Annotated in this window: 18 protein-coding genes; 10 read left to right on the top strand and 8 right to left on the bottom strand. The window is 57.5% G+C overall.

All coding sequences use genetic code 11. From position 1 onward, the window contains the following. Nucleotides 1-16: 16 nt before the first annotated feature. A complete protein-coding gene (locus LEPTO7104_RS0102720) occupies nt 17-1,147 on the bottom strand; it encodes a cob(I)yrinic acid a,c-diamide adenosyltransferase (RefSeq protein WP_017297010.1) in 1,131 nt (376 codons plus the stop codon). A gap of 127 nt (nt 1,148-1,274) precedes the next feature. Here LEPTO7104_RS0102720 and fraC point away from each other — a divergent pair, with 127 nt between their 5' ends. The 3 genes from fraC (at nt 1,275) to LEPTO7104_RS0102705 (ending at nt 3,712) form a co-directional block, all read left to right on the top strand. Beyond that, entirely contained in the window at nt 1,275-1,865 is a 591-nt protein-coding gene (gene fraC, locus LEPTO7104_RS0102715; protein WP_017297009.1) for a filament integrity protein FraC, read from the top strand. Then, nucleotides 1,859-2,869 carry a DUF5357 family protein gene (locus tag LEPTO7104_RS0102710; RefSeq protein ID WP_017297008.1) on the top strand — a complete coding sequence of 337 codons (1,011 nt, stop codon included), beginning with the start codon at nt 1,859-1,861 and terminating at the stop codon, nt 2,867-2,869. Before fraC ends, LEPTO7104_RS0102710 begins: the two co-directional genes overlap by 7 nt. Before the next feature lie 63 nt (nt 2,870-2,932). Then, on the top strand, nt 2,933-3,712 hold the full coding sequence (locus LEPTO7104_RS0102705) for an ABC transporter permease (protein ID WP_017297007.1): 780 nt from the start codon (nt 2,933-2,935) through the stop codon (nt 3,710-3,712). On the opposite strand, the gene lgt is transcribed toward LEPTO7104_RS0102705, so the two are convergent. From lgt to LEPTO7104_RS0102690, 3 genes are all read right to left on the bottom strand, one after another. Next, nucleotides 3,709-4,587: a prolipoprotein diacylglyceryl transferase gene (lgt, locus tag LEPTO7104_RS0102700; protein WP_225886918.1), complete on the bottom strand. Its 879-nt coding sequence runs from the start codon at nt 4,585-4,587 to the stop codon at nt 3,709-3,711. The genes LEPTO7104_RS0102705 and lgt overlap by 4 nt on opposite strands. A 116-nt stretch (nt 4,588-4,703) precedes the next feature. Beyond that, nucleotides 4,704-4,904: a DUF2949 domain-containing protein gene (locus LEPTO7104_RS0102695; protein ID WP_026072310.1), complete on the bottom strand. Its 201-nt coding sequence runs from the start codon at nt 4,902-4,904 to the stop codon at nt 4,704-4,706. After that, complete coding sequence (locus LEPTO7104_RS0102690; protein WP_017297004.1) at nt 4,873-5,430, bottom strand: tetratricopeptide repeat protein; 558 nt, start codon at nt 5,428-5,430, stop codon at nt 4,873-4,875. Before LEPTO7104_RS0102690 ends, LEPTO7104_RS0102695 begins: the two co-directional genes overlap by 32 nt. A 244-nt stretch (nt 5,431-5,674) precedes the next feature. Between LEPTO7104_RS0102690 and LEPTO7104_RS0102685 the strand changes: the two genes are divergently transcribed. From LEPTO7104_RS0102685 to LEPTO7104_RS0102675, 3 genes are all read left to right on the top strand, one after another. Continuing rightward, nucleotides 5,675-6,046, top strand: a complete 372-nt coding sequence (locus tag LEPTO7104_RS0102685) for a DUF5335 family protein (RefSeq protein ID WP_017297003.1) — start codon at nt 5,675-5,677, stop codon at nt 6,044-6,046. Between the two features lie 155 nt (nt 6,047-6,201). Next, nucleotides 6,202-6,768 (top strand): signal peptidase I, encoded by a 567-nt coding sequence (gene lepB, locus LEPTO7104_RS0102680; RefSeq protein ID WP_017297002.1) that lies wholly within the window; start codon nt 6,202-6,204, stop codon nt 6,766-6,768. 99 nt (nt 6,769-6,867) lie between these two features. Beyond that, entirely contained in the window at nt 6,868-8,328 is a 1,461-nt protein-coding gene (locus LEPTO7104_RS0102675) for a hypothetical protein (RefSeq protein ID WP_017297001.1), read from the top strand. A gap of 511 nt (nt 8,329-8,839) precedes the next feature. Here LEPTO7104_RS0102675 and psb34 read toward each other — a convergent pair. Together psb34 and ggt are read right to left on the bottom strand one after the other, a co-directional pair. Further along, entirely contained in the window at nt 8,840-9,013 is a 174-nt protein-coding gene (gene psb34, locus LEPTO7104_RS39830; RefSeq protein ID WP_017297000.1) for a photosystem II assembly protein Psb34, read from the bottom strand. Between the two features lie 283 nt (nt 9,014-9,296). Next, the gene (ggt, locus tag LEPTO7104_RS0102665; RefSeq protein ID WP_026072309.1) at nt 9,297-11,114 is read right to left on the bottom strand and encodes a gamma-glutamyltransferase; all 1,818 of its coding nucleotides are present in this window, start codon (nt 11,112-11,114) and stop codon (nt 9,297-9,299) included. A 411-nt stretch (nt 11,115-11,525) separates the two neighbouring features. Here ggt and LEPTO7104_RS32465 point away from each other — a divergent pair, with 411 nt between their 5' ends. The 4 genes from LEPTO7104_RS32465 (at nt 11,526) to LEPTO7104_RS0102635 (ending at nt 15,943) form a co-directional block, all read left to right on the top strand. Further along, nucleotides 11,526-12,329, top strand: a complete 804-nt coding sequence (locus tag LEPTO7104_RS32465; RefSeq protein ID WP_017296998.1) for a transporter substrate-binding domain-containing protein — start codon at nt 11,526-11,528, stop codon at nt 12,327-12,329. A 119-nt stretch (nt 12,330-12,448) separates the two neighbouring features. Further along, nucleotides 12,449-13,153: a 2,3-bisphosphoglycerate-dependent phosphoglycerate mutase gene (locus tag LEPTO7104_RS0102655; RefSeq protein WP_017296997.1), complete on the top strand. Its 705-nt coding sequence runs from the start codon at nt 12,449-12,451 to the stop codon at nt 13,151-13,153. 594 nt (nt 13,154-13,747) lie between these two features. After that, nucleotides 13,748-14,140, top strand: a complete 393-nt coding sequence (locus LEPTO7104_RS0102650) for an AbrB family transcriptional regulator (RefSeq protein ID WP_017296996.1) — start codon at nt 13,748-13,750, stop codon at nt 14,138-14,140. A gap of 666 nt (nt 14,141-14,806) precedes the next feature. After that, nucleotides 14,807-15,943 (top strand): response regulator, encoded by a 1,137-nt coding sequence (locus tag LEPTO7104_RS0102635; RefSeq protein ID WP_017296993.1) that lies wholly within the window; start codon nt 14,807-14,809, stop codon nt 15,941-15,943. 2 nt (nt 15,944-15,945) lie between these two features. On the opposite strand, the gene LEPTO7104_RS0102630 is transcribed toward LEPTO7104_RS0102635, so the two are convergent. Both LEPTO7104_RS0102630 and LEPTO7104_RS0102625 read right to left on the bottom strand, forming a co-directional pair. Further along, nucleotides 15,946-17,061 (bottom strand): response regulator, encoded by a 1,116-nt coding sequence (locus tag LEPTO7104_RS0102630; RefSeq protein ID WP_017296992.1) that lies wholly within the window; start codon nt 17,059-17,061, stop codon nt 15,946-15,948. 60 nt (nt 17,062-17,121) lie between these two features. After that, nucleotides 17,122-18,936 (bottom strand): PDC sensor domain-containing protein, encoded by a 1,815-nt coding sequence (locus LEPTO7104_RS0102625; protein WP_017296991.1) that lies wholly within the window; start codon nt 18,934-18,936, stop codon nt 17,122-17,124. Between the last annotated feature and the right edge of the window lies 1 nt (nt 18,937).

The following is an 18,937-nucleotide window of genomic DNA, read 5'->3' as shown; positions in this document are numbered from 1 at the left end:
TCTGCTGTCAAGTTGTTTAGAAGTCAACGCCGCGTTTTAGGTCGATGCCTTTTTCGGCGTAGTGTTTGTGGTTAAACACTTCGGAGTGGGTGCTGGCGAGTTCAAAGTAGGCCGGTCGATTTTTGCAGCGTCCGGTAATAATGATTTCGGTGTCGCGAGGTTTGCGCAGCAGCGCCTGCACAATCGGCTCTTCGGGCAAAAGCTCCAGATCTACGGTGGGGTTTAGCTCGTCGAGAATGATGGTTTTGTAAAGGCCTGAGGCGATCGCGGTGCGGGCCATTTCCCAGCCCCGCTCGGCCTCGACGTAGTCGATTTCCTGCTGCTGCCCGCGCCAGACAATGGCGTCGCGACCGCAGCGCTGGTGGTCGACCAGGTTGGGGTAGATTTTGCGCAGGGCCGCGATCGCCGCGTCTTCGGTATACCCATTGCCCCCCTTCAGCCACTGGATGATCAGCACCCGGTGGGACAGGTCTTGGCTAATGCCCCGGCCGATCGCCTGGAGCGCCTTGCCCAGGGCGCTGGTCGACTTGCCTTTGCCCGCGCCGGTGTAGATCTCGATGCCCTCAATGCCCTCAATGCCCTCGGCCTGAGGCTGGGGCTGCATCTCCGAGTGCAGGTTGGCCACATCCAGCAGGGGCTGGGGGGCACCGCGCCCGGTGGCGATAATCTCCAGGTGGTCGGGCTTGTTGGCCAGGGTTTTGGCCACCTCGTCGGCATCGAGCAGGCCCAGGTCGAGCACCGGGTTAATTTCATCGAGTACGACCACCGAGTAGAGGCCCGAGGCGATCGCCCCCTTGGCCACATCCCAGCCCCGCTGGGCCTCCTGCCGGTCGAACTTGGTGATGTCGTCGGGGCCAAAAAACTCGGCCCGGCCGGTGCGCACCTGGTCGATCAGGTGGGGAAAGCCCCGCTGTAGAGCCTCAATGGCAGCGTCTTCGTCGTAGGTGCGGCCCGGCCCCTTGAGAAACCGCAGCAGCAGCACCCGGCTTTCTAAAAAATTCTGAATGCCCAGCCCGATCGAGCGCAGCACCACCCCCAGGGCCACCTGAGACTTGCCTTTACCTTCGCCGTCGTAGACGTGGATTTGCCCCGTAAGCCGCTCGTTGCCCTGCTGAGCGGTGCGAATACCAATGCCGGTTCTAACCATGGGTGTTGCGTATTGCGTAGTTGTGAATAGGGCCGCTTTAAAATCTTAGCTAAAGCCCAGCTGAGGTTATACCCTTGATAGTGCACCAGGACGCCCCGGTTAGGAACTAGCCTTTGCCACTCGCCCCATGCCACTGAACGATGTACTCTCAGAACCTGGCATTATGCCGCTGCGGGCGGTCGCCTTTCAAAGTCTGCTGCTGATGGTGGCGATTGTGCTAGAGGCCATGGTGCTGCGCCAGCGGCTGCGCCTGGGCTACCGCATCAGCATGCAGTACGCCGCCACCGTCAACCTGCTGGCCACCAGCCTGGGGTGGGTGGCCTTCTTGGCGATCGAGGCGGTACTGCCCCCGGACCTGCGCAACCAGATTATTAGCTATGTGCTGTTCAACCGCTTCTACGAGAACAGCTGGCGCGATGTGCTGCCGGTGGTGGTGGTGGTAACGGCGATCGCCGCCTTCTTTATCACCTACTGGATTAAGCTCCAGGGCCTGATTTGGCTGCTACAGCTGCTGGGGCAAAAGCCCATAGACACAACCCCCGAGGCGATCGAAGATAACCGCCGCCAGCGCTACGATCGCGCCCGACGCGCCCAGATTGAAGGGCAGCGGGGCCATTCGCCGCGAGCGTTAGCGGTGCTACAGGCTAATGCCATTAGCTTTACGGCCATTTTGCTGCTGTTGCTGCTGGTCAACCAGCCAGGGGTCATGGGATGGTAGGCTTTCTCCGTCAAACCCTAGAGGACCTGGGCAAGCTTCTGAAGCCGCCGCGCTACTTCGCCTGGCAGACCGTCATTTACATCAGCCTGTTTTCATGGCTGATGTCGCTGCTGGCGCGGGCGGTGAGCGCCACGGAATTTACGGTGGGGCTGTTGGCTACCCTGAGCTGGATTTGTCTGGCCCTGGGGGTGGGCTGGGCCCTTGAGGCCAACAAAGTTCGCCCCTTTGGTATTCCGATCGCGCCCTGGGTGTCGGGGGGGATTGTCTGCATCTTTTTGTTTGGCTCCTGGGGAGGCCGGTGGCTCCAGCCTGCCCTGGTGGTCTGGCCCCTGGTGTCCTTTGCGGTGGTGGCCGTGCCGAGCCTGGTGAGCTGGGATTTTAGCCTCAAAAAGCCTCAGCCCTTTGTGCGCCAGCAACTGGCTCTGCTGTTTTGCCTCAGCCTGCTGTTTAGCAGCTGGTTTCAGTTTTACTTCCGCATTCAAGCCTGGGTGCACGACTACCCCAGTCTGGCCGCCGACAGCGTTGAGCACAGCGCCTTTGTCTATCGCATCCCGGGCCAAACCACGGCCCTGTCCGCCGGGGTAACCCATTTGACTGTTGCCGAAGATCTGCTGCGCGAGGAGGTCGACAACAAGCCCTGGCCCTCGGTGGAGCGGTGGCTGCTCAACCTTGAGGGCCAGCGGCAGCTGCTGCGCCAGCAGCTGCACAGCCAAATGAGCGAAACCTCTCCGCTCGAAGATCCGCTCTGGCAGCTCGACTTTCAGCCCTCCACCAATGGCGATGGCTACACCCTCAAGCTGTGGGCGGTCTGGTCGGGGCCAGCCGCCAGCCCCAATGGCTATTACCTGGAAAAAACCTGCCAGCTTATGCCCATCAGCCGAGCGGGCCTGGCTCCAGAAAATGCCTCGCCGGGCTACAGTACGACCCAGTGGTCTAACCTTACCTGCGATCTGGAAACGCCGCGCCAGGCTGGGCACCCTAGGGAAACCCAGGCCAGCGGCTAGCTGAGGGGCCAGTTATAAGGCCATTACGAGGCCACTATGAGGTTAAAAAAGGGCTTGAAATCCATGGTTCTATCTCGAGTGGGAGTAATTGCCCATACGGTTTTTTTGGAGGTGATCCGCGATCGCATTCTCTACCTGGTGGCCCTGTTTGCGCTGCTGATGGTAATGGCCAGGCTGCTGCTGCCCGGCATCGCCGCCGGGGCCGAAAACAAAATGTTGATCGACCTGGGGCTGGCGGCCATTCACCTGCTGAGCGTAGTTGTGGCCGTGTTTGTGGGCACCGGGCTGATCAACAAAGAAATCGAAAAGCGCACGGTGCTTGTGCTCATTGCCAAGCCCGTCAGCCGGGCCGAGTTTATTGTGGGCAAGCACCTGGGCCTCACCGCCGTGCTGGCGGTCTTAATTGCCGCCCTGGGCCTGGTCTTTCTGCTGGTGCTGGGGGCTAGCGGGGTATCCCTTTCCCTGGGTAGCATTCTGATTGCCCTGGGGTTTATGACCCTAGAGGCAGCCCTGCTGGTGGCGGTGGCCATTTTATTTGGGGTGTTTACCAGCTCACTGCTCGCCACCCTGCTGACCTTTGCGGTCTACCTGATGGGGCACCTCAGCAAAGATATGGTGGCCTTTGGCCAGCTCAGCGACAGCCCAGCAGTACAGCGCCTGACCAACACGCTCTACCTGGTGCTGCCCGATCTGGAGCGCCTCAACCTGCGCAACACAGCGGCCTACGGTATGGAACTGCTGCCCTCCGTCACCGTCCTGCTGGGCCACGCCCTCTACGGCGTTCTCTATACCGGGCTGCTGCTGGCTATAGCCAGCCTAATTTTTTCGCGCCGCCAGTTTTAGCCGCTGGCCGTGGATTCAGTGGCCACCACGTCAGGTAGGGGGCGCTTGAGCTGATACAGCCACAGACACCCCGCCCCCGCCAGGACAATGCCCCCCAAACTGACCACCTGGGCCATTTTGAGCGGCCCTAGCATGAGGCTGTCGAGGCGCAGACCTTCGATCCAGAAGCGGCCCAGGCTGTAGGCGGCAAAGTAGGCCAGAAAGATAGTGCCAGGCTTCAGCCGTTGGGGGTGGTGCAGGCCCCAGAAAAATAGGCCCAGCACCAGGCCCAGCACCCCCAGGTTCCACAGCGACTCGTAGAGAAAGGTGGGATGGTAGTAGGCCACATCGCCCAGCCCCGGCGGGCGCTGGGCCGGGGGAATGTACAGCCGCCAGGGCAGCGCCGTGGGGCGACCAAAGGCTTCGGAGTTAAAAAAATTGCCCCAGCGGCCTATGGCCTGGCCCAGCACCAGCGGCGGGGCAACCACGTCTGCCAGCTGCCAAAACGAGAGCCGGTGGCGACGGGCGAACAGCAGCGTGGCGATCGCGCCCCCTAGAATGGCCCCGTGGATGGCAATGCCCCCCTGCCAAATCGCCAGGGCGTCGAGGGGGCGATCGGCGTAGCGCTGCCACTCAAACAGCACGTAGTACAGCCGCGCCCCCGGCAGCGCCCCCAGCACCAGCCAAATCGCCAGTTCATCGATGCGCTCTGAGTCAATGCCGCGCCGCTGGGCCAGCCGCTGGGCCAGGGCGATACCCAGCAGCAGCGCCGTGGCAATCAGCAGGCCGTACCAGCGAAAGGTAATCGGCCCCAGCTCAAAAATCACCGGCCCTGGGGATGCCAGCTGCCCCACCGGACCGTAACCTTTGACCACGTTGGCAATTGTATGCATCATCAGCGGCATCTATTCTTAGGGCAATCAACCGAACCTTCAACCCTGTGAGCGTTCAAATACTTGAGCGCTCGCAGGGTTGAAGGATGTCCTAACTAATAGGAGGACTGTGACTACGACTATACCTGGACTCGCTCTGCCTCCAGCCAGTCAAACAGCCGCTCCAGCTGGCGCAGGCTAATAAATCCATACTGCCAGAGAACAATTGGCAGATGAGCGGCACCGCCCTCGTGGTGCAGGGCGGCGGAGACCTCCGCATTGGATACCCCAAACTCCGCCTGCACAAAATTAACTAGCCTGGTGATCAATGGTAAGGTCATGGCACAGCTTCCGAATCGAGTTGGCAGAGGATGGCGCAGCCGGTTCGAGCACGCGCTGATAGCTGCGATAGGCGGCTTTGAATCGGCCCAGCCCGTGCAGGGCCACGCCCCGGAACAGCCAGGCCTGGGTGTGGCTGGGCGATCGCCAGAGGGCCTGGTTACAGCAGGTCAGCGCCAGCTTGGGCCGATTGAGCAAAATCAGCAGCACCGCCTTTTGCACCCACAGCCGCGCGCTAGCAAATCCAGCCAGCTCCTGGGCCTGCTCCAGGCTTTGCAGGGCCTCTTCGTAGCGGCCCAGGCAGCCCAGGACGTCGGCGCGGCTGCACCAGCTTTCAGCGTCGTGGGGGTTGAGGGCCAGGGCCTGCTCGACCTGGACCAGGGCCTCTTGGTAGCGACCCTTTTCGAGTAAAAGCTTGCCCATTTCGCCGTGGCGCAGGACCTCAAAGCGCCTAGCCTGCCGGGGTGGCCTTTGGCTGGGGCGCAGGCCAGTGGGCAGAATTTGGCGTTCGCGCACAGAAATTTCCATAGCGTCTTTTCCTTAGTGTGAGAGGAAAGCGATCGAATTGGTGCCAACGGTAGTTAGCCGGTATGGCGAATATGTGTCAGCGCCATTTCAGAGATATTGCGGCTCCAGACTCGCCCTAAAAAACCGCTTCAGCCCCGGCCCATAACACCTCGCCGTCATATCATCGCCACGGCAATGACACAGCTCGCTCTTAAGCTGGGGCAGATCATTGGGACCATTCGTTTTGGAATTTAGGAGGTGAAGGATGCCGCTGGACCTGTCCTACAAGCGCTATCAGCTCGACATTCCCTCGGTGGTGTGGTCAGAATTTTTTGAGCAGCTCACCGACGAAAATCGGGGCCGCCTGATTACGCTGACGCTTCTAGATGAACAGATGGGGGATTTTGAAGTACTGCGTCACACTCCCCTGTATTCCATTACCTACGATCGCCCCATCGACGGCAGCGATCTGATTGTGACGGTGGGACGACCCCAGGGGGTGGGGGAAGCCACCTACGCCCACCGCGTTGTACTGCCCGAAACCATCAGCATCATCACCGACGAAGATGGTTTCGTGCTGTCCTGCACTATTACCAATCGAGATCGTGCCCAGACCCTGATCAGCTTTCAATCTTAGATCGCGGTTACGGCACTCGGGGCTACTATAGGATTCAGGCACCTAAGATTGAATCAGATCTAGTCGGCAGCATTTTGGCCTGGCCAGCCATGGCCTCTGGACGATGCCTGCTCACCCCGTTTCTCTAGCTCACCTACCTAGTTACCTATCCGCCCATGAACGACGCCAACAGCCCCCCTTCTGATCCTCAGAATTCCCCTGCGCCGAGGGTTAAGGGGGTCTTGCGTGAAGCCGTTGAAACCCTGGGGCTGAGCGTGCTGCTGGCCTTTGGTCTGCGGACCTTTGTTGCCGAAGCCCGCTATATTCCCTCCGAGTCGATGCTGCCCACCCTGGAGATCAACGATCGCCTGATCATCGATAAAGTCAGCTACGACTTTACCGATCCTCAGCGCGGCGACATTGTGGTGTTCCATCCCCCCGAGTCTTTGGGCCAAAAAGAGGCCTTCATTAAGCGGCTGATGGGGCTGCCCGGCGACGTCATTGAGGTCAAAAACGGCCAGCTCTTCGTCAATGGTGAACCCCAAAAGGAGCCCTACATCGCCGCCAAACCCGATTACCAGTACGGGCCGGTGACGGTTCCCCCCGACTCTTACCTGGTGCTGGGCGACAACCGCAATAAGAGCTTCGATTCCCACTACTGGGGCTTTGTGCCCAAAGATCACCTGATTGGGCGCGCTGTATTTCGGTTTTGGCCCCCCAGCCGCCTGGGCGAGCTGAACTGAAACTGGCGGCAGCCCAAGGTCTAGGAATGGCTGGCCCTCTGCCCCTAAATCTGGTTCCCAGGCGGCTGCGAAACTGAGTCGTTCAGGAGACGTAACCCAATGGCTAAACTTGTTGCCATCGGCGACAGCTTGACCCAGGGCTTTCAAAGCGGCGCTATTTTCCGCACCGACCTGGCCTATCCCACGCTGATGGCCAGGGCTATGGGCCTGAAGGTGCCCAGCGAGTTCCCTATTCCAACCTTTGCGGGCAGCGGTTTACCCATCAATATTGAAGATCTACTGCGATCGATGGAGCAGACCCTGGGCCAGGACATTGATGCCTGGGAGTGGGTGGTGCGGTTTCCGGTCTTGCTCAACCAGTATGTCGGCGGGGTCGAAGACCTCTACGAGCGGGGGGCCGGATCGCGGCCCGCCTCCTACGGCGGCTGCTACCACAACCTGGCGGTCTGGGGCTTTCGGGTGGCGGACAGCTTTACCGTCACCTCGGCCTACTGCGATAAAACCATCCGTCGCGACGAGGGGTGGCTCGAAAACGACTTTTTTGGTCTGCCCTCGGCGCCCATGTACCGCACCGCCAAGCAGGTGCTAAACCCCAATTTTGACAACAGAAAAGCCACCTGGACCCAGCTGCACAACCTCAAGGCGATCGTGCAGCAAGACGGGCAGCTCGATGCGCTCATTCTCTGGCTGGGGGCCAACGACTGCCTCGGCACCGTGGTCAACCTAGACCTCAAAGACATGACCGAGGCGGATGTGCAAAAGCTGGAGCAAACCGGCCAGCTCAATGATCCCGTGGCCCGCCGCGCCTGGAACCTGACTAACCCGAACCTGTTTAAGCGAGATTTTGCCGTTTTAGTCGAGACCGTCGCCAAGATCATTCCCCCCACGACCAAGGTATTTGTGGGCACCGTACCCCATGTCACCATTCCGCCCATCACTCAGGGCTTAGGGGCCTTTGACGGCAAGTATTTTGAGTACTACGGCTCGTTTTTTGACACCGCCCAAAATACAGACAGTCCGCCCCAGCGTCGCCACCTGTCCAAAGCCCAGGTGATTGCCATTGATCAGCGGGTCGATGCCTTCAACGCAACCATTCGCGAGGTTGTGGGGCGCCAGGGCCAGGGGTGGACCATTGTCGATACCGGGGCCATGCTCGATACCCTGGCGGTCAAGCGCAACAACAGCACCGATGCCCCCGGCCTGCCCCTAATTGAATACTGTCGGCGCCACGGACGCCCCGACCATCCCCTACTGAGCCTGAATCCGGTGCCCAGCATTCTAAGGTTTGACACCCACAACGCAACCCGGCTTCAGGGGGGCCTGTTTAGCCTCGACAGCGTTCACCCCACCACCATTGGCTACGGCCTGATTGCGGAAGAGTTTTTGAGGGCAATGCAGGCGGCAGGGGTAGACGGGGCCGACCCCATGCAGCTGGACTGGGCACACATCATTATCCAAGACACGCTGATTCAGGCCCCACCCCCGCTGTGGGACGACATTCTCAAGGCCGCTGAACACAATGCATCACTCTGGGACATGCTGCTGGGCTTTGTCACGTAGGAGGCTGCGGCACAGGTTTATTGGGTGTTTTCGATCGCGGGGGGCAGGGGAGCAGGGGAGCAGGGGAGCAGGGGAGCAGGAGGGCAGAGGGGCAGGGGAGCAGGGGAGCCAGGAAAGTTGGAGCGGTGGCCTGATTTCTGCCCAGCCGTGCCAGGGGGCGTGCGGTTGGCTGGGTACAGTGCATTTCTTTAGCTACAAAACACCCCCAGTGGTAGCCACCAGGGGTGTTAAAAATCGGCGGATTTGCCGCTGGAGCAGTGATATCTAGGCCAGACAGCCGAGCTTTTGCCCGTTTGCTTTGGCCTGGGAATGAGTGACTGGCGCGTTTTGCTGGCAACTCCAGAGCGATTGCAGAAACCCGCAACTGCTTTGGAGTGAAGGGCGATCGCCTGCCCGCTCATACTGTGGTTCTGCTAGTTATCGCAGTATTGCTAACTAGCAGAACCACAGTGGCAACCATTTCGACTTTTTCGCAGAGATTGCCGAGAGCTTTGCCAAACCCGGTATGGGTCTAGCTCACGGCCAAGGAAACCAGCAGCAGGCCAGCTACAAAAAGGGCGGCGGCGGTGGCCTGCACGACATACCCTCGCTGCTGCTCTGGGGAGGGATAGGACGCAAAGTACATGGCGGGTTCGACGGCGTAGTTGTTGAGCGTACCGTTGTCGAGTTGGGTGGTGGTGAACATCTCAGGCCCTCCTAGGGGTTAAATGTTTCTTTATGTGAACTAATGTAACAGATATGTAACAAAGCCGCAACATTTTCTTGCATTAATTTTGCTTATGCGCTAAAGCCGCCAGACCTATGGCCTTCGTCACGATAGTTATGACACTGATTAGGGCGCTGAGAGGCGTTGAGAACGTTCGAACGCTGGCTCTGAGAAATGTCCTAACCTGCCCGTCGGCTGCTATATAGCAATAGTTACGTTGGTTATGACGTCCAGAAACCCTATGACAGAGCTGCGGGTCGCCCTACCGTTCCACCACCATCGCCGTGCCGCCGCCGCGACGAATTGGTTCGGCGGCAGCGGTTATGGAGCCGTCCGGGCGGCTGATTAGCCCCACGGCTGCCCCAATCTCGGGCACAGGCTCTAGATCGTGTCCCAGGGCTATGAGCGCCTGGCCGAGCGCCGTCTGCTCCAGGCTGCTGTCGACCTGGGTGGTGCCGCCGTTGCGCTGGGAGATGCGGGGGGCGGCGATCGCCTCGGGCAGCGTCAGGCCAAAGTCGATCAAGTTCACGGCAATACCGGCCACGGTGGTGATGATGGTGGAGCCGCCGGGGGAGCCAAAGGCCAACATGTCGCCGCTGGGGCTGCGGGCGATGGTGGGGGCCATGCTGCTGCGGGGGCGTTTGCCGGGTTCCGGAGCGTTGGGGTGGGGGCTGGTGGGGTCGAAGTCGGTCAGCTCGTTGTTGAGCAGAAAGCCATAGCCCGGCACGACAATGCCAGAGCCGCCAATCGACTCAATGGTAAAGGTGTAGGACACCACGTTGCCCCGGCGATCGCTGGTCACCAGGTGGGTGGTGGAGGTGCCGCTCTGCCCTGGCGATTGGGCGACGGGTGGGAGTCTGGTCAGGCTTGGGCTGGGGTCGCGCTGGTAGGGCAGCGGATTGCCCGGTGCCGCTCGGAAATCTTGAACCGGGTCGGGGGCGCGATCGCCAATCAGTGCCCGCCGCGTCTGAATAAAGTCGGCGCTTTGCAGGCCGGGCAGGGGCACATCGACGTACTCTGGGTCGCCCAGGTAGGCGTTGCGATCGGCAAAGGCCAGCCGCTCGGCCTCAATCACCCGGTGCCAGGCTTCAGCGCGGTTCGCGAGGTCTGCCGGTCCCGAATTGCTTTGACCTAAGTCAAACCCGGCCAAAATGCTGAACACTTCCCCGCTGGTGATGCCGCCGCTGCTGGGCAAGCCCATGCCGTAGAGAGTGTAGCCCCGGTAGTTGGTCACCGTGGGGGGCCGCACCCGCACATCGTACCGATCGAGATCTGCCAGGGTGAGGCCACCGGGAATCACGCGAAACGGGGGGCGAGCAACGGTGGGCGGGTGCTGCACGGTTTGAACGATCGCCGCGCCAATGTCGCCCCGGTAAAAGGCATTCACCCCCTGCTCTGCCACCAGGCGGTAGGTCTTGGCCAGGTCAGGGTTTTTGAGGCGAGAGCCGACGGCGGGGAGAGCACCGCCGGGCAAAAATAAGGCTTGGGTAGAGGTAAACGCCGCAAACCGGGCCTGATTTTGGGCCACCTGGCCCGCAAAGGTTTCATCGACCACGAAGCCCGCCTCCGCCAGGGCGATCGCAGGCTCTAGGGCCTCCGCCAGCGAGAGCGTACCGTAGCGGCGCAGGGCTTCGTCCCACCCCAGCAGCGTGCCCGGCACCCCTACCGCTACCCCCGAGGAAATGCGGTTGGGGAAAAAGGGCAGCACCGCCCCGGTTGGACTGTCGGGGTCTTGGAACATGTCCACCTGGGCCGAAGCGGGGGCCTGTTCGCGGCTATCCAGGGTGATGACGCGATCGCTGTCCTTCAGATAGATCACCATGAACCCGCCCCCGCCAATGCCGCCGTAGAAGGGTTCTACCACCCCCAGGGCGGCGGCACTGGCGACAGCGGCATCAATGGCGTTGCCCCCCTGCCTCAGCACATCGATGCCGATCTGGGTGGCCTGGGCATCCGCCGTGGCGACGGCGCCCCCCCGGCCCTCGGCCACAGATCCGCTGGCCTGAGATCGGCCCTGGTACGCCCAGAGGGACCAGCAGAGACAGACCCCCAGCACCACTGACAAAATTCGCCTGACCATAGCCGTCTCTCCTCATGCTGTTCGATGACCCTGGGTTTACGAGGTTGCCCCTGCCACTCATCCCGCCAGCTTAAGAACCACTGGTGGATGAATGGCCCTGCCATTGCCGCCCGAAGATCGCCAGAACCCTTTATCTACTGTAGGGTGAGCCATGCCCCCCCGCTTTAAGTCAGGGCCATTCCCCGCCAAAATTCCCTGGCAAGAAACGGCCCCTCTGCCCGAATTGAGCCCAATTGGGCCTGTAGAGCCCTCTGGCCTGCGGATCTTTTATCCAGACGCACCCGGATATAGCTCTATATAGACCTTGTCAAAGCCGAGGCGTGGTCTTGGCTGGTGATATAGACCAGGATTGCTATCTGCCGCTATAATCCGTCCGTTCAGGCCCCATTGTCGCCCCTGGAGGACTTGCCCATGACGGTGTTTTCTATGTTGTATCGCCGTCGGTGGGTGTGCTCGGCGCTGCTGGCGGCGGGCCTGGCGGTGGGCCTGGCGCCCCTGCCCGGCTTCGGGCAAACTCCGGCGACCCCAGGGGCAGCCCTCACCATGGGCACCGAAGCGGACTATGTGCCCTTTGCCTACCAGTACGCCGCCGACCCGCCCAGCGGCATTGTCGGGTTTGATATTGAGGTGGCCAAGGCCATTGCCCAGCGGCTGGGGTTTGAGATCAGCCTGCAGGAGCGCCCCTTTGAGGATCTGCTGCCCGCGCTCCAGTCGGGCGAGCTGGATTTTGCCATTGCCGCCATTACCCCCACCCCGGAGCGGGCCGCGCTGGTAGATTTTTCAGACTCCTATTTTGAATCGCGCCTGGCCCTGGTATCGCGGCGATCGCACCCCCTGCGCACCCTCACCGATCTGGCCGGGGCCACGATCGCCGTCCAGAGCGGCAGCATTCAGCAGCAGTCCGCCCTGGCGCTGCAGGCGGCGGGGACTGACATTGAGATTAAGGCCTTTGATCAGGTCAACGAGATGGTCGCCGCCGTGCGCACCCAGGCCGTGGATGTGGCCTTTTTAGAAGAGCTGGTGGCCGAAGCCTACCTGGAAAACAACCCCACGCTGGAATTTGACGTGCTGGGAGAGCTGCCCCCCATGCCCGTTGCGATCGCGTTTCCCAAGGGATCGCCCTACGTGGAGCCGTTTAACCGGGCGATCGCAGAGCTCAAAGCCAGCGGCGAACTCGGCCTGCTGGCCCGCCAGTGGTTTACCATGCAGCCCTAGGGCAGCCGACCAGCGCCCCCAATCGGCTAAGGTGAGGATGGACATGCTCCCCTTGCCTCAGCCCATGGGGGGCGATGCTCCTGACCCCTAATTTCCCCTAAATTTTCCTCTGCGGCCCCATGGCTAAACTCATTCTGATTCGCCACGGGCAAAGCCTGTGGAATGCAGCCAATAGGTTTACGGGCTGGGTGGATGTGCCCCTCAGCGATCGCGGTCGAGCCGAGGCCACTGTCGCCTCCTGCAAGCTGCGCGACGGGGGCTACGCCGTTGACATCTGCTTCACCAGCATGCTGATTCGGGCGATCGAAACGGCGATCGTGTGTTTGACCGAGTGCCATGAGGTGCGCGGGGGGCGCATGCTTTACCTCTGGCACGACCCGGCTGAACCCGACTGGCACGGGTGGGACCACCACATCGGTCAACCCGAAGACGAGCTAAAGCTGATTCGCTCCCCCGCCCTAGATGAACGCTACTACGGCGATTTGCAGGGGCTGAACAAGGCCGAAATGGCGCAAAAATTTGGCGAGCAGCAGGTTCATCTGTGGCGGCGATCCTACGATGTGCGTCCGCCGGGGGGCGAAAGTCTGGCCGATACGGTCAAACGGACGGTGCCGTTTTTTGAGCAGGCTATTTTGCCAGAACTCAGGGCCGGAAAAAATGTGATGGTTGCGGCCCACGGCAATTCCCTGCGATCGATTTTGATGTATATCGATCGCCTCGGCGAAGATGAGGTGGCCGGCCTAGAGCTGGCCACGGGCGTACCGATTATCTATGATGTCGATGGCGAGGGCGCTTTCACCCACAAAGCGGTGTTGACGCAGTAGTTTTCAGGTCATCTTCTCACGCTGACCCCAGCTAGGGCGGGCTTTTCTGGCCTAGCTGAGGTCAGGCCGGATCTGAGGATCGGCTCGTGTTGGGTGACCCTGCGCTTCATTCAACCTACATTGGAAATAGGCCAAGCAGTCGACCCCAAGGCTGCCTAGAAAACCTGCGATCGCCCCTTCTCCCCAGCCCAAATATAGGCCCCAAAAACGCGGGGCACACCGCCCTCTATTTTTCCTCCCCGCCGCCACAATCTACCGATTCCTGCCCTATTTTCTGCCGAGGTCACAGGCATTTCCGCCCGTTGGCCGCTGCCAATCAGGTGCAGAACGCTGAGGCTAAAATTGATTTTTGTCAGCCCACTACGCGCCTTCGAACGGTTAGCGTTGTTATTTGCGGCAGAAATTCATGCTTAAAGTTGCACCTAAATAGAAATAAGGAATTACAATCAGATTTAGCATTGTGGCTGTTCTCAGTCTTCTTTCCCTAGGTTCTAACCAAGCTGTCGAAAATGGAAAGAGCTGGCTGACTGGCAGCATAAGGTGGTAAATTCTCAAATTCCAAAGTTTTGGCATTCTCTGTAGGACAATTAGGTTATGGCAGTAAAAAATAAGGAATCTCTGACAGGCAAGGAACTTCTGGCTAAGGTCAAAGAGAATGACGGGCTGACTAAGCGAGAACTGGCCAAGGAATGCGGCTACTATACCGTTAGCAAAGACGGACAAACCCGTGTAAACCTGGCTGAGTTCTATGACGCTTTGCTGTCGGCCAAGGGCATTCAGCTGGAGCCAGAAAAGTCTAAGGATGGTCGGGGTCGGGAAGCCTCCTACAGCGTTACCGTTCACAAGAACGGTCAAATTGTAATCGGGGCAGCCTACACCCAGGAGATGGGTCTTAAGACCGGCGATGAGTTTGAAATTAAGCTTGGGTACAAGCATATTCGCCTGGTCAAGCTCGACAGCGATGGCAACGCAGAAGGCGAAGAGTAATTCTTTTGCTATGTCTCCCGCTGGTTGTCGTCCTCGGCGATCGCGGTTCCTCTATCCATCACACCGTTGCTCTGCTCCATAGCTGGGGCTAAAGTAGCCCGCAAAAATTGCATCTGTCGCTGGGTTTAGCAGCAGATGCACTCTAGCTATTGCCCCCGGCCTGTAACAGGTCGGGGGCTTTGTTTTGGATAACCCTTTAGCGGCAAAGCTGTCGCTCTTTTTAGGGTTTGCTACTATTTGCCGCCAATAGATAGATCAGATATGGCAATAGTCACATGGGTTAGGACATCCAGAAACCCTATGGGCGTTCAAACGTTTGAACACCCATAGGAGGCATGTCTTAACCAGACTGGCTACAGCTATAGATCGGGGCGGCACCCATCAAGGTCCGCTCAGAAGCCATCGGCAAAGGCTAGATTACCGATGGGCGCTGTTGCTGCGATCGCCATGGGCGAAAAGCTGCGCGCTGCCATACCCCAATACCCTCGGCTCCAGCCAGAACTCAAAACCCGGAAAAATGAGTCTCGCTTTCACAGGATTGTCACAGGTGACCGCCATGATGTAAAAGTTCCTGAAAGTCGACCTTCTAGATCAGTGGACGTGTCATGGCCGATTTTTCTAAGTCTTTAGAAAGTCGGCCATGCTCTCCCTGTCCCTAATAACCCTATGCAATCTTCCTCAGTTACAGCCCCCACGACAGTTCTGTGCATTGCCTGCGGCTGGGCGAATGTCTCCCTCTTTCAGCAGTGGCTAGGAGATAAAAGCCGCTATCGCCTAATATTTTGGGAAAGCCGCGATAGCTTTGATCTAGACTCAACCCATCCGCCCAGCCTAATTTTGCTGGACAGCAGTGCGGGAATCAAGAGTTTACCTGCCGTAACGGCCCAGTGGCCCACCGCTAAAGTGATCGTGCTGCTTAAGAGCACTCAGGAGAACGATGCCCCGATCTGGCTAAGTCAGGGCGCCGACGACTATCTGATCAACGCTCAGTTCACCGCAGTGCGCCTCACCTGGACGGTGCAGCGGCTGACCACCCTGGCCGAAAGCATCGATCGCCAGGTTGCCGCCCGCACGGCTGAACTCTGCAAAGCCAAAGAATCCGCCGAAGCCCTCAACCGGATTGGTCGCCGCTTTCTCACTAACCTGAGCCATGAGCTACGCACCCCAATCAACGCTATTTTGGAGTTCAGCCAGAAGCTTTCCCGGGAAGCAAACCTATCTGACCAACAACGGGACGGGTTGAGCAATATCTTCAGCCATGGTGAGCACCTGCTTGCCATGGTCGACGGCATGCTCGGCAGGGCGAAGGAGGGCACTGCAACCAAACCCCAGAGGGCGCGGCGGGTGGTGGCGCTGGCCCCTGGTCAACCGATCTGCCGGATTTTGATTGTGGAAGACGACTGGACCAGTCGAGTTCTGCTTCAGACGCTGCTGCTGCCGCTTGGGTTTGAGATCCAGGTGGTAACCAACGGCCAGGATGCCATCCATGTCTGGGCCGATTGGCAGCCTCACCTAATCTGGATAGACGCTCACATGGCAGCCATGGACGGCTACGAAACGACGCACCGCCTCCGAACCATAGAGCAAAATCAGCTCCTACCTGAAACCCCGGCAGACCTGTTCGTGCCCACCAAAATCATTGCCCTCACGGACAATGCCGAGAAAGAATACCTTACGGCTCGGGCTGTCGGCTGCGACGATGCTGTGTCTAAACCCCTCAAGCCCCATGTGATTCTTGAAAAAATAGCCGAGCATTTGGCCATTAAATACGACTACGCCACCAATGCCGGGCAGGCGGTCTAGGCCTATGGATAGTCTGGCAAGGTAAAGAAGAAGGCTGTACCTATGCCCGGTTGAGATGCGGCCCAAAGTTTTCCACCGTGGTTTCTCACAATTTTTTTGCAGGTGGCCAAGCCAATGCCCGTGCCCGGATAGTTTTTGGCTGACTTAGTCCGGTGAAAGATATCGAAAACCTTCTCAAGGTTTTGAGGTTCAATGCCAATTCCATTGTCGCGGATCTCAAAGAGCCAGCCGTTTGCTTGCTTAGTGGCGGATATTTCAACTTTAGGCAAAATCCCAGGGGCAACAAATTTTATCGCGTTGCTGATCAGGTTCTGCACAAGCTGAATCAGCTGAGTTTCGTGGCCCAGGACTGTGGGAAGGGGGTCAGATACTATCTCTACCTGGTTACTGGTAATGGTAGCATCCAGATTGTCGAGCACCTGTTTGAGCACTATGTCGAAATTAATCGGATGCATTTCTTCCGCCTGGTCTCTCACCTTAGAGTAGGACAGCAGATCTTGAATCAGCCTCTGCATGCGGTTTCCAGAGTTGTAAATTCGGTTGAGATAGTTAAGTGCTGTGTCGTCTAGTTTGTCTTGATACTTCAGAATAAGAATTTTAACAAAGCCTGTAATACTCTGTAGGGGTTGCTGCAAATCGTGGGAAACCACGTAGGCAAATTGCTCGAGTTCTCGATTAGAGCGGGCCAGTTCTTGGTTGTGATCTATTAACTGCTGCTTCAAGCGCTGAATACAAAGTTGATGCTCAATGCGGGCCAATACCTCCATCTCCTGAAAGGGCTTGGTGACATAGTCAACTCCCCCGACAGCAAAGGCTTTTACCTTATCTAAGGCATCATCCAGTGCGCTGATAAAGATGATCGGAACCTCGCAGGTTTTGGGATCTGCTTTGAGGTTCTGACAAACGGCGTAACCATCCATACCAGGCATTTTGATGTCGAGCAGAATCAGGTCAGGCGGGTCTGACTGTACGGATGCGATCGCCCGCTGCCCGTTCAAAGCCTTGCGAACTTCATAGCCTTGGTTGGTTAGCATAGCAGACAGCACACGCAAATTGTCTGGAGTGTCATCCACCAGCAGAATATCTCCTCGCAGCCCATCCCTTAAATCACTATTCATATTATATTTGTAATCAAATTTTGACGATGTTCAGGTATGAAAGCCGTTGTCATAAAAAAATCAAGTCAGATCCGAACCGTTCTCCCTATAGGTCTGAATCAAATCAATAATGATTTCAAATTGAAAGTCTGCGGCCCAGGCCCTTAAATGAACGGCCAAAGGTGCAATATCCGATGGAATTCCGTCGGCCAGCTTAAAGATATCTTGGTCAAAGCCTTTGACCGCAGCATCGTTCAGCTGCTCAATCCACTCCGGCGGCATTTGAGCTAAGTAGGCCCTCAGGTTCCAATTTACAGATGTTTCATAAAATGGGGACAGATCAACCGAATTTAACCTTAGCCCATAATCCAATTTGTTTCCAGCTAAGCCGATCTGATGCTTGCCAATCTTAGCAATCTCTAGCAGATCGTTAATTAGCGACAGCAGATAATTTCCATTGCGATCGGCAACCTTCAGCTGCTCTTTAACTTCTGGATCGAGAGAAGCGTTTCTTTGAGCCAGCTGAGTGACGCCGAGAATAGCGTTGAGGGGCGTACGTAGCTCATGGCTCATCGACTCCAAAAACTCGCTTTTAGCACGATTGGCTACTTCTGCGGCGTTTTTTGCCTCCAGCAGTTTGGCCGTGCGCTCAGCCACCCGCTTTTCTAGTTCAGAGAAGGATGTTTTGAGCTGGGCGGTCATTTGATTAAAGGACTGAGCTAAATCGTCTAGTTCTTCAATGGCTTGAATTTCAATAGTTTGGTCGAGATTGCCGTTAGCAATTTCTTGGGTGTTTTTAACTAGATACTGAATGTGCTGGCTAATCCATCGGGAGGTCATCAGGCCAAATAGAATAGCCGATACGAGCGCCAAGAGACAGAGTAAAATAGTCGTTTTCGTGCTGGCATAGACCTCCTCCATGAAGCTAGACTTTGGCACTACGCTAATGATGAGCCAGTCTAATCCGTAGGCGTCACTCCAAGGAGTAACCTGGAGAAACTCTTCCTGTCCGGCGATCGAAAATATGAGTTGAGTGCTAGTTTTGATTTGATCAAGGCCGCCAAGTTTATCGTGTAGGTAGTTTGTGGTTTCGCTAATTAAGGGATTGCTGCTGTGGATAGCAGCTAGCCGTTCCGCATTATTCTCGTTTGGCAAAAGTTTTGGTTTTGGATCTGAGCTGGCTACCAGCAATCCATTGCGCTCAACAATAAAAATTGCGCCGCTAGATTTTAAGCTAACCAAAAAATCATTTAGGTCTGAAAGCAGTAAATCGGCCCCAATCACGCCCACCAAATGGGACTGAGCATCGTAGATAGGGTAGCTGTAGGAAATGGACAATACCTCTGGCTTATCGTCCCACTGATAAATACGGCTCCAAATAGGTTTTTGAGCCGCGACGGCATCCGCATACCAAGCTTCTTCTACAACCGGAGGCTGATTGCCTACAATGCCCTCTAAATCGACGCGATTCCCGTAGCCGTTAAGCCTGAAAACAGACATGGTTGACAGGGAAGGATACCGGGTTTCATTCATCAAAATTTCGCCACTGCCTAAACGCTCAGCCCCAATAAATTCTCCCTGGGGATTGGCAAAGTTAATGTAGCCGACGTCAAAAATTTTCATTTGCTGATAGAAAGTTCTTCCCAGGGCGTTAAAATCTGCCAGACTTAGGGTGCCAATGGCGATCGCGTCTGAGTTCAGCTGGTTAATTTTAATGGGAATGACCAGTTTATCTTCGAGATGGTGGGCAATTTTATTGCTAATTTCCTGCTGGAGCTGAACGACTAAATTGCTGATGTCCTCTTCTCCATTGCGGAAAGAGAGCCACCCTGTCAACCCCACAGCCAAAGTAATTTGAAAGACAAAAGGCACTACTAAAATCAGCCGTAGTGGCATT

Origin of the sequence: Nodosilinea nodulosa PCC 7104 (assembly GCF_000309385.1) — a bacterium.
Taxonomy (GTDB): Bacteria; Cyanobacteriota; Cyanobacteriia; order Phormidesmidales; family Phormidesmidaceae; genus Nodosilinea; species Nodosilinea nodulosa.
This window is presented reverse-complemented; position numbering and strand designations above follow the sequence as displayed.

Excerpts from the sequence above, each read along its gene's own strand:
- LEPTO7104_RS0102625 (WP_017296991.1), bottom strand. The coding sequence starts at position 18,936 with ATGCCACTACGGCTGATTTTAGTAGTGCCTTTTGTCTTTCAAATTACT.
- LEPTO7104_RS0102720 (WP_017297010.1), bottom strand. The coding sequence starts at position 1,147 with ATGGTTAGAACCGGCATTGGTATTCGCACCGCTCAGCAGGGCAACGAG.
- LEPTO7104_RS0102685 (WP_017297003.1), top strand. The coding sequence starts at position 5,675 with ATGCCGCTGGACCTGTCCTACAAGCGCTATCAGCTCGACATTCCCTCG.
- LEPTO7104_RS0102690 (WP_017297004.1), bottom strand. The coding sequence starts at position 5,430 with ATGGAAATTTCTGTGCGCGAACGCCAAATTCTGCCCACTGGCCTGCGC.
- LEPTO7104_RS0102630 (WP_017296992.1), bottom strand. The coding sequence starts at position 17,061 with ATGAATAGTGATTTAAGGGATGGGCTGCGAGGAGATATTCTGCTGGTG.
- fraC (WP_017297009.1), top strand. The coding sequence starts at position 1,275 with ATGCCACTGAACGATGTACTCTCAGAACCTGGCATTATGCCGCTGCGG.
- LEPTO7104_RS0102675 (WP_017297001.1), top strand. The coding sequence starts at position 6,868 with ATGGCTAAACTTGTTGCCATCGGCGACAGCTTGACCCAGGGCTTTCAA.
- LEPTO7104_RS0102655 (WP_017296997.1), top strand. The coding sequence starts at position 12,449 with ATGGCTAAACTCATTCTGATTCGCCACGGGCAAAGCCTGTGGAATGCA.
- LEPTO7104_RS0102695 (WP_026072310.1), bottom strand. The coding sequence starts at position 4,904 with ATGACCTTACCATTGATCACCAGGCTAGTTAATTTTGTGCAGGCGGAG.
- lepB (WP_017297002.1), top strand. The coding sequence starts at position 6,202 with ATGAACGACGCCAACAGCCCCCCTTCTGATCCTCAGAATTCCCCTGCG.
- LEPTO7104_RS0102635 (WP_017296993.1), top strand. The coding sequence starts at position 14,807 with ATGCAATCTTCCTCAGTTACAGCCCCCACGACAGTTCTGTGCATTGCC.
- LEPTO7104_RS32465 (WP_017296998.1), top strand. The coding sequence starts at position 11,526 with ATGACGGTGTTTTCTATGTTGTATCGCCGTCGGTGGGTGTGCTCGGCG.
- ggt (WP_026072309.1), bottom strand. The coding sequence starts at position 11,114 with ATGGTCAGGCGAATTTTGTCAGTGGTGCTGGGGGTCTGTCTCTGCTGG.
- LEPTO7104_RS0102705 (WP_017297007.1), top strand. The coding sequence starts at position 2,933 with ATGGTTCTATCTCGAGTGGGAGTAATTGCCCATACGGTTTTTTTGGAG.
- lgt (WP_225886918.1), bottom strand. The coding sequence starts at position 4,587 with ATGATGCATACAATTGCCAACGTGGTCAAAGGTTACGGTCCGGTGGGG.
- LEPTO7104_RS0102650 (WP_017296996.1), top strand. The coding sequence starts at position 13,748 with ATGGCAGTAAAAAATAAGGAATCTCTGACAGGCAAGGAACTTCTGGCT.
- LEPTO7104_RS0102710 (WP_017297008.1), top strand. The coding sequence starts at position 1,859 with ATGGTAGGCTTTCTCCGTCAAACCCTAGAGGACCTGGGCAAGCTTCTG.
- psb34 (WP_017297000.1), bottom strand. The coding sequence starts at position 9,013 with ATGTTCACCACCACCCAACTCGACAACGGTACGCTCAACAACTACGCC.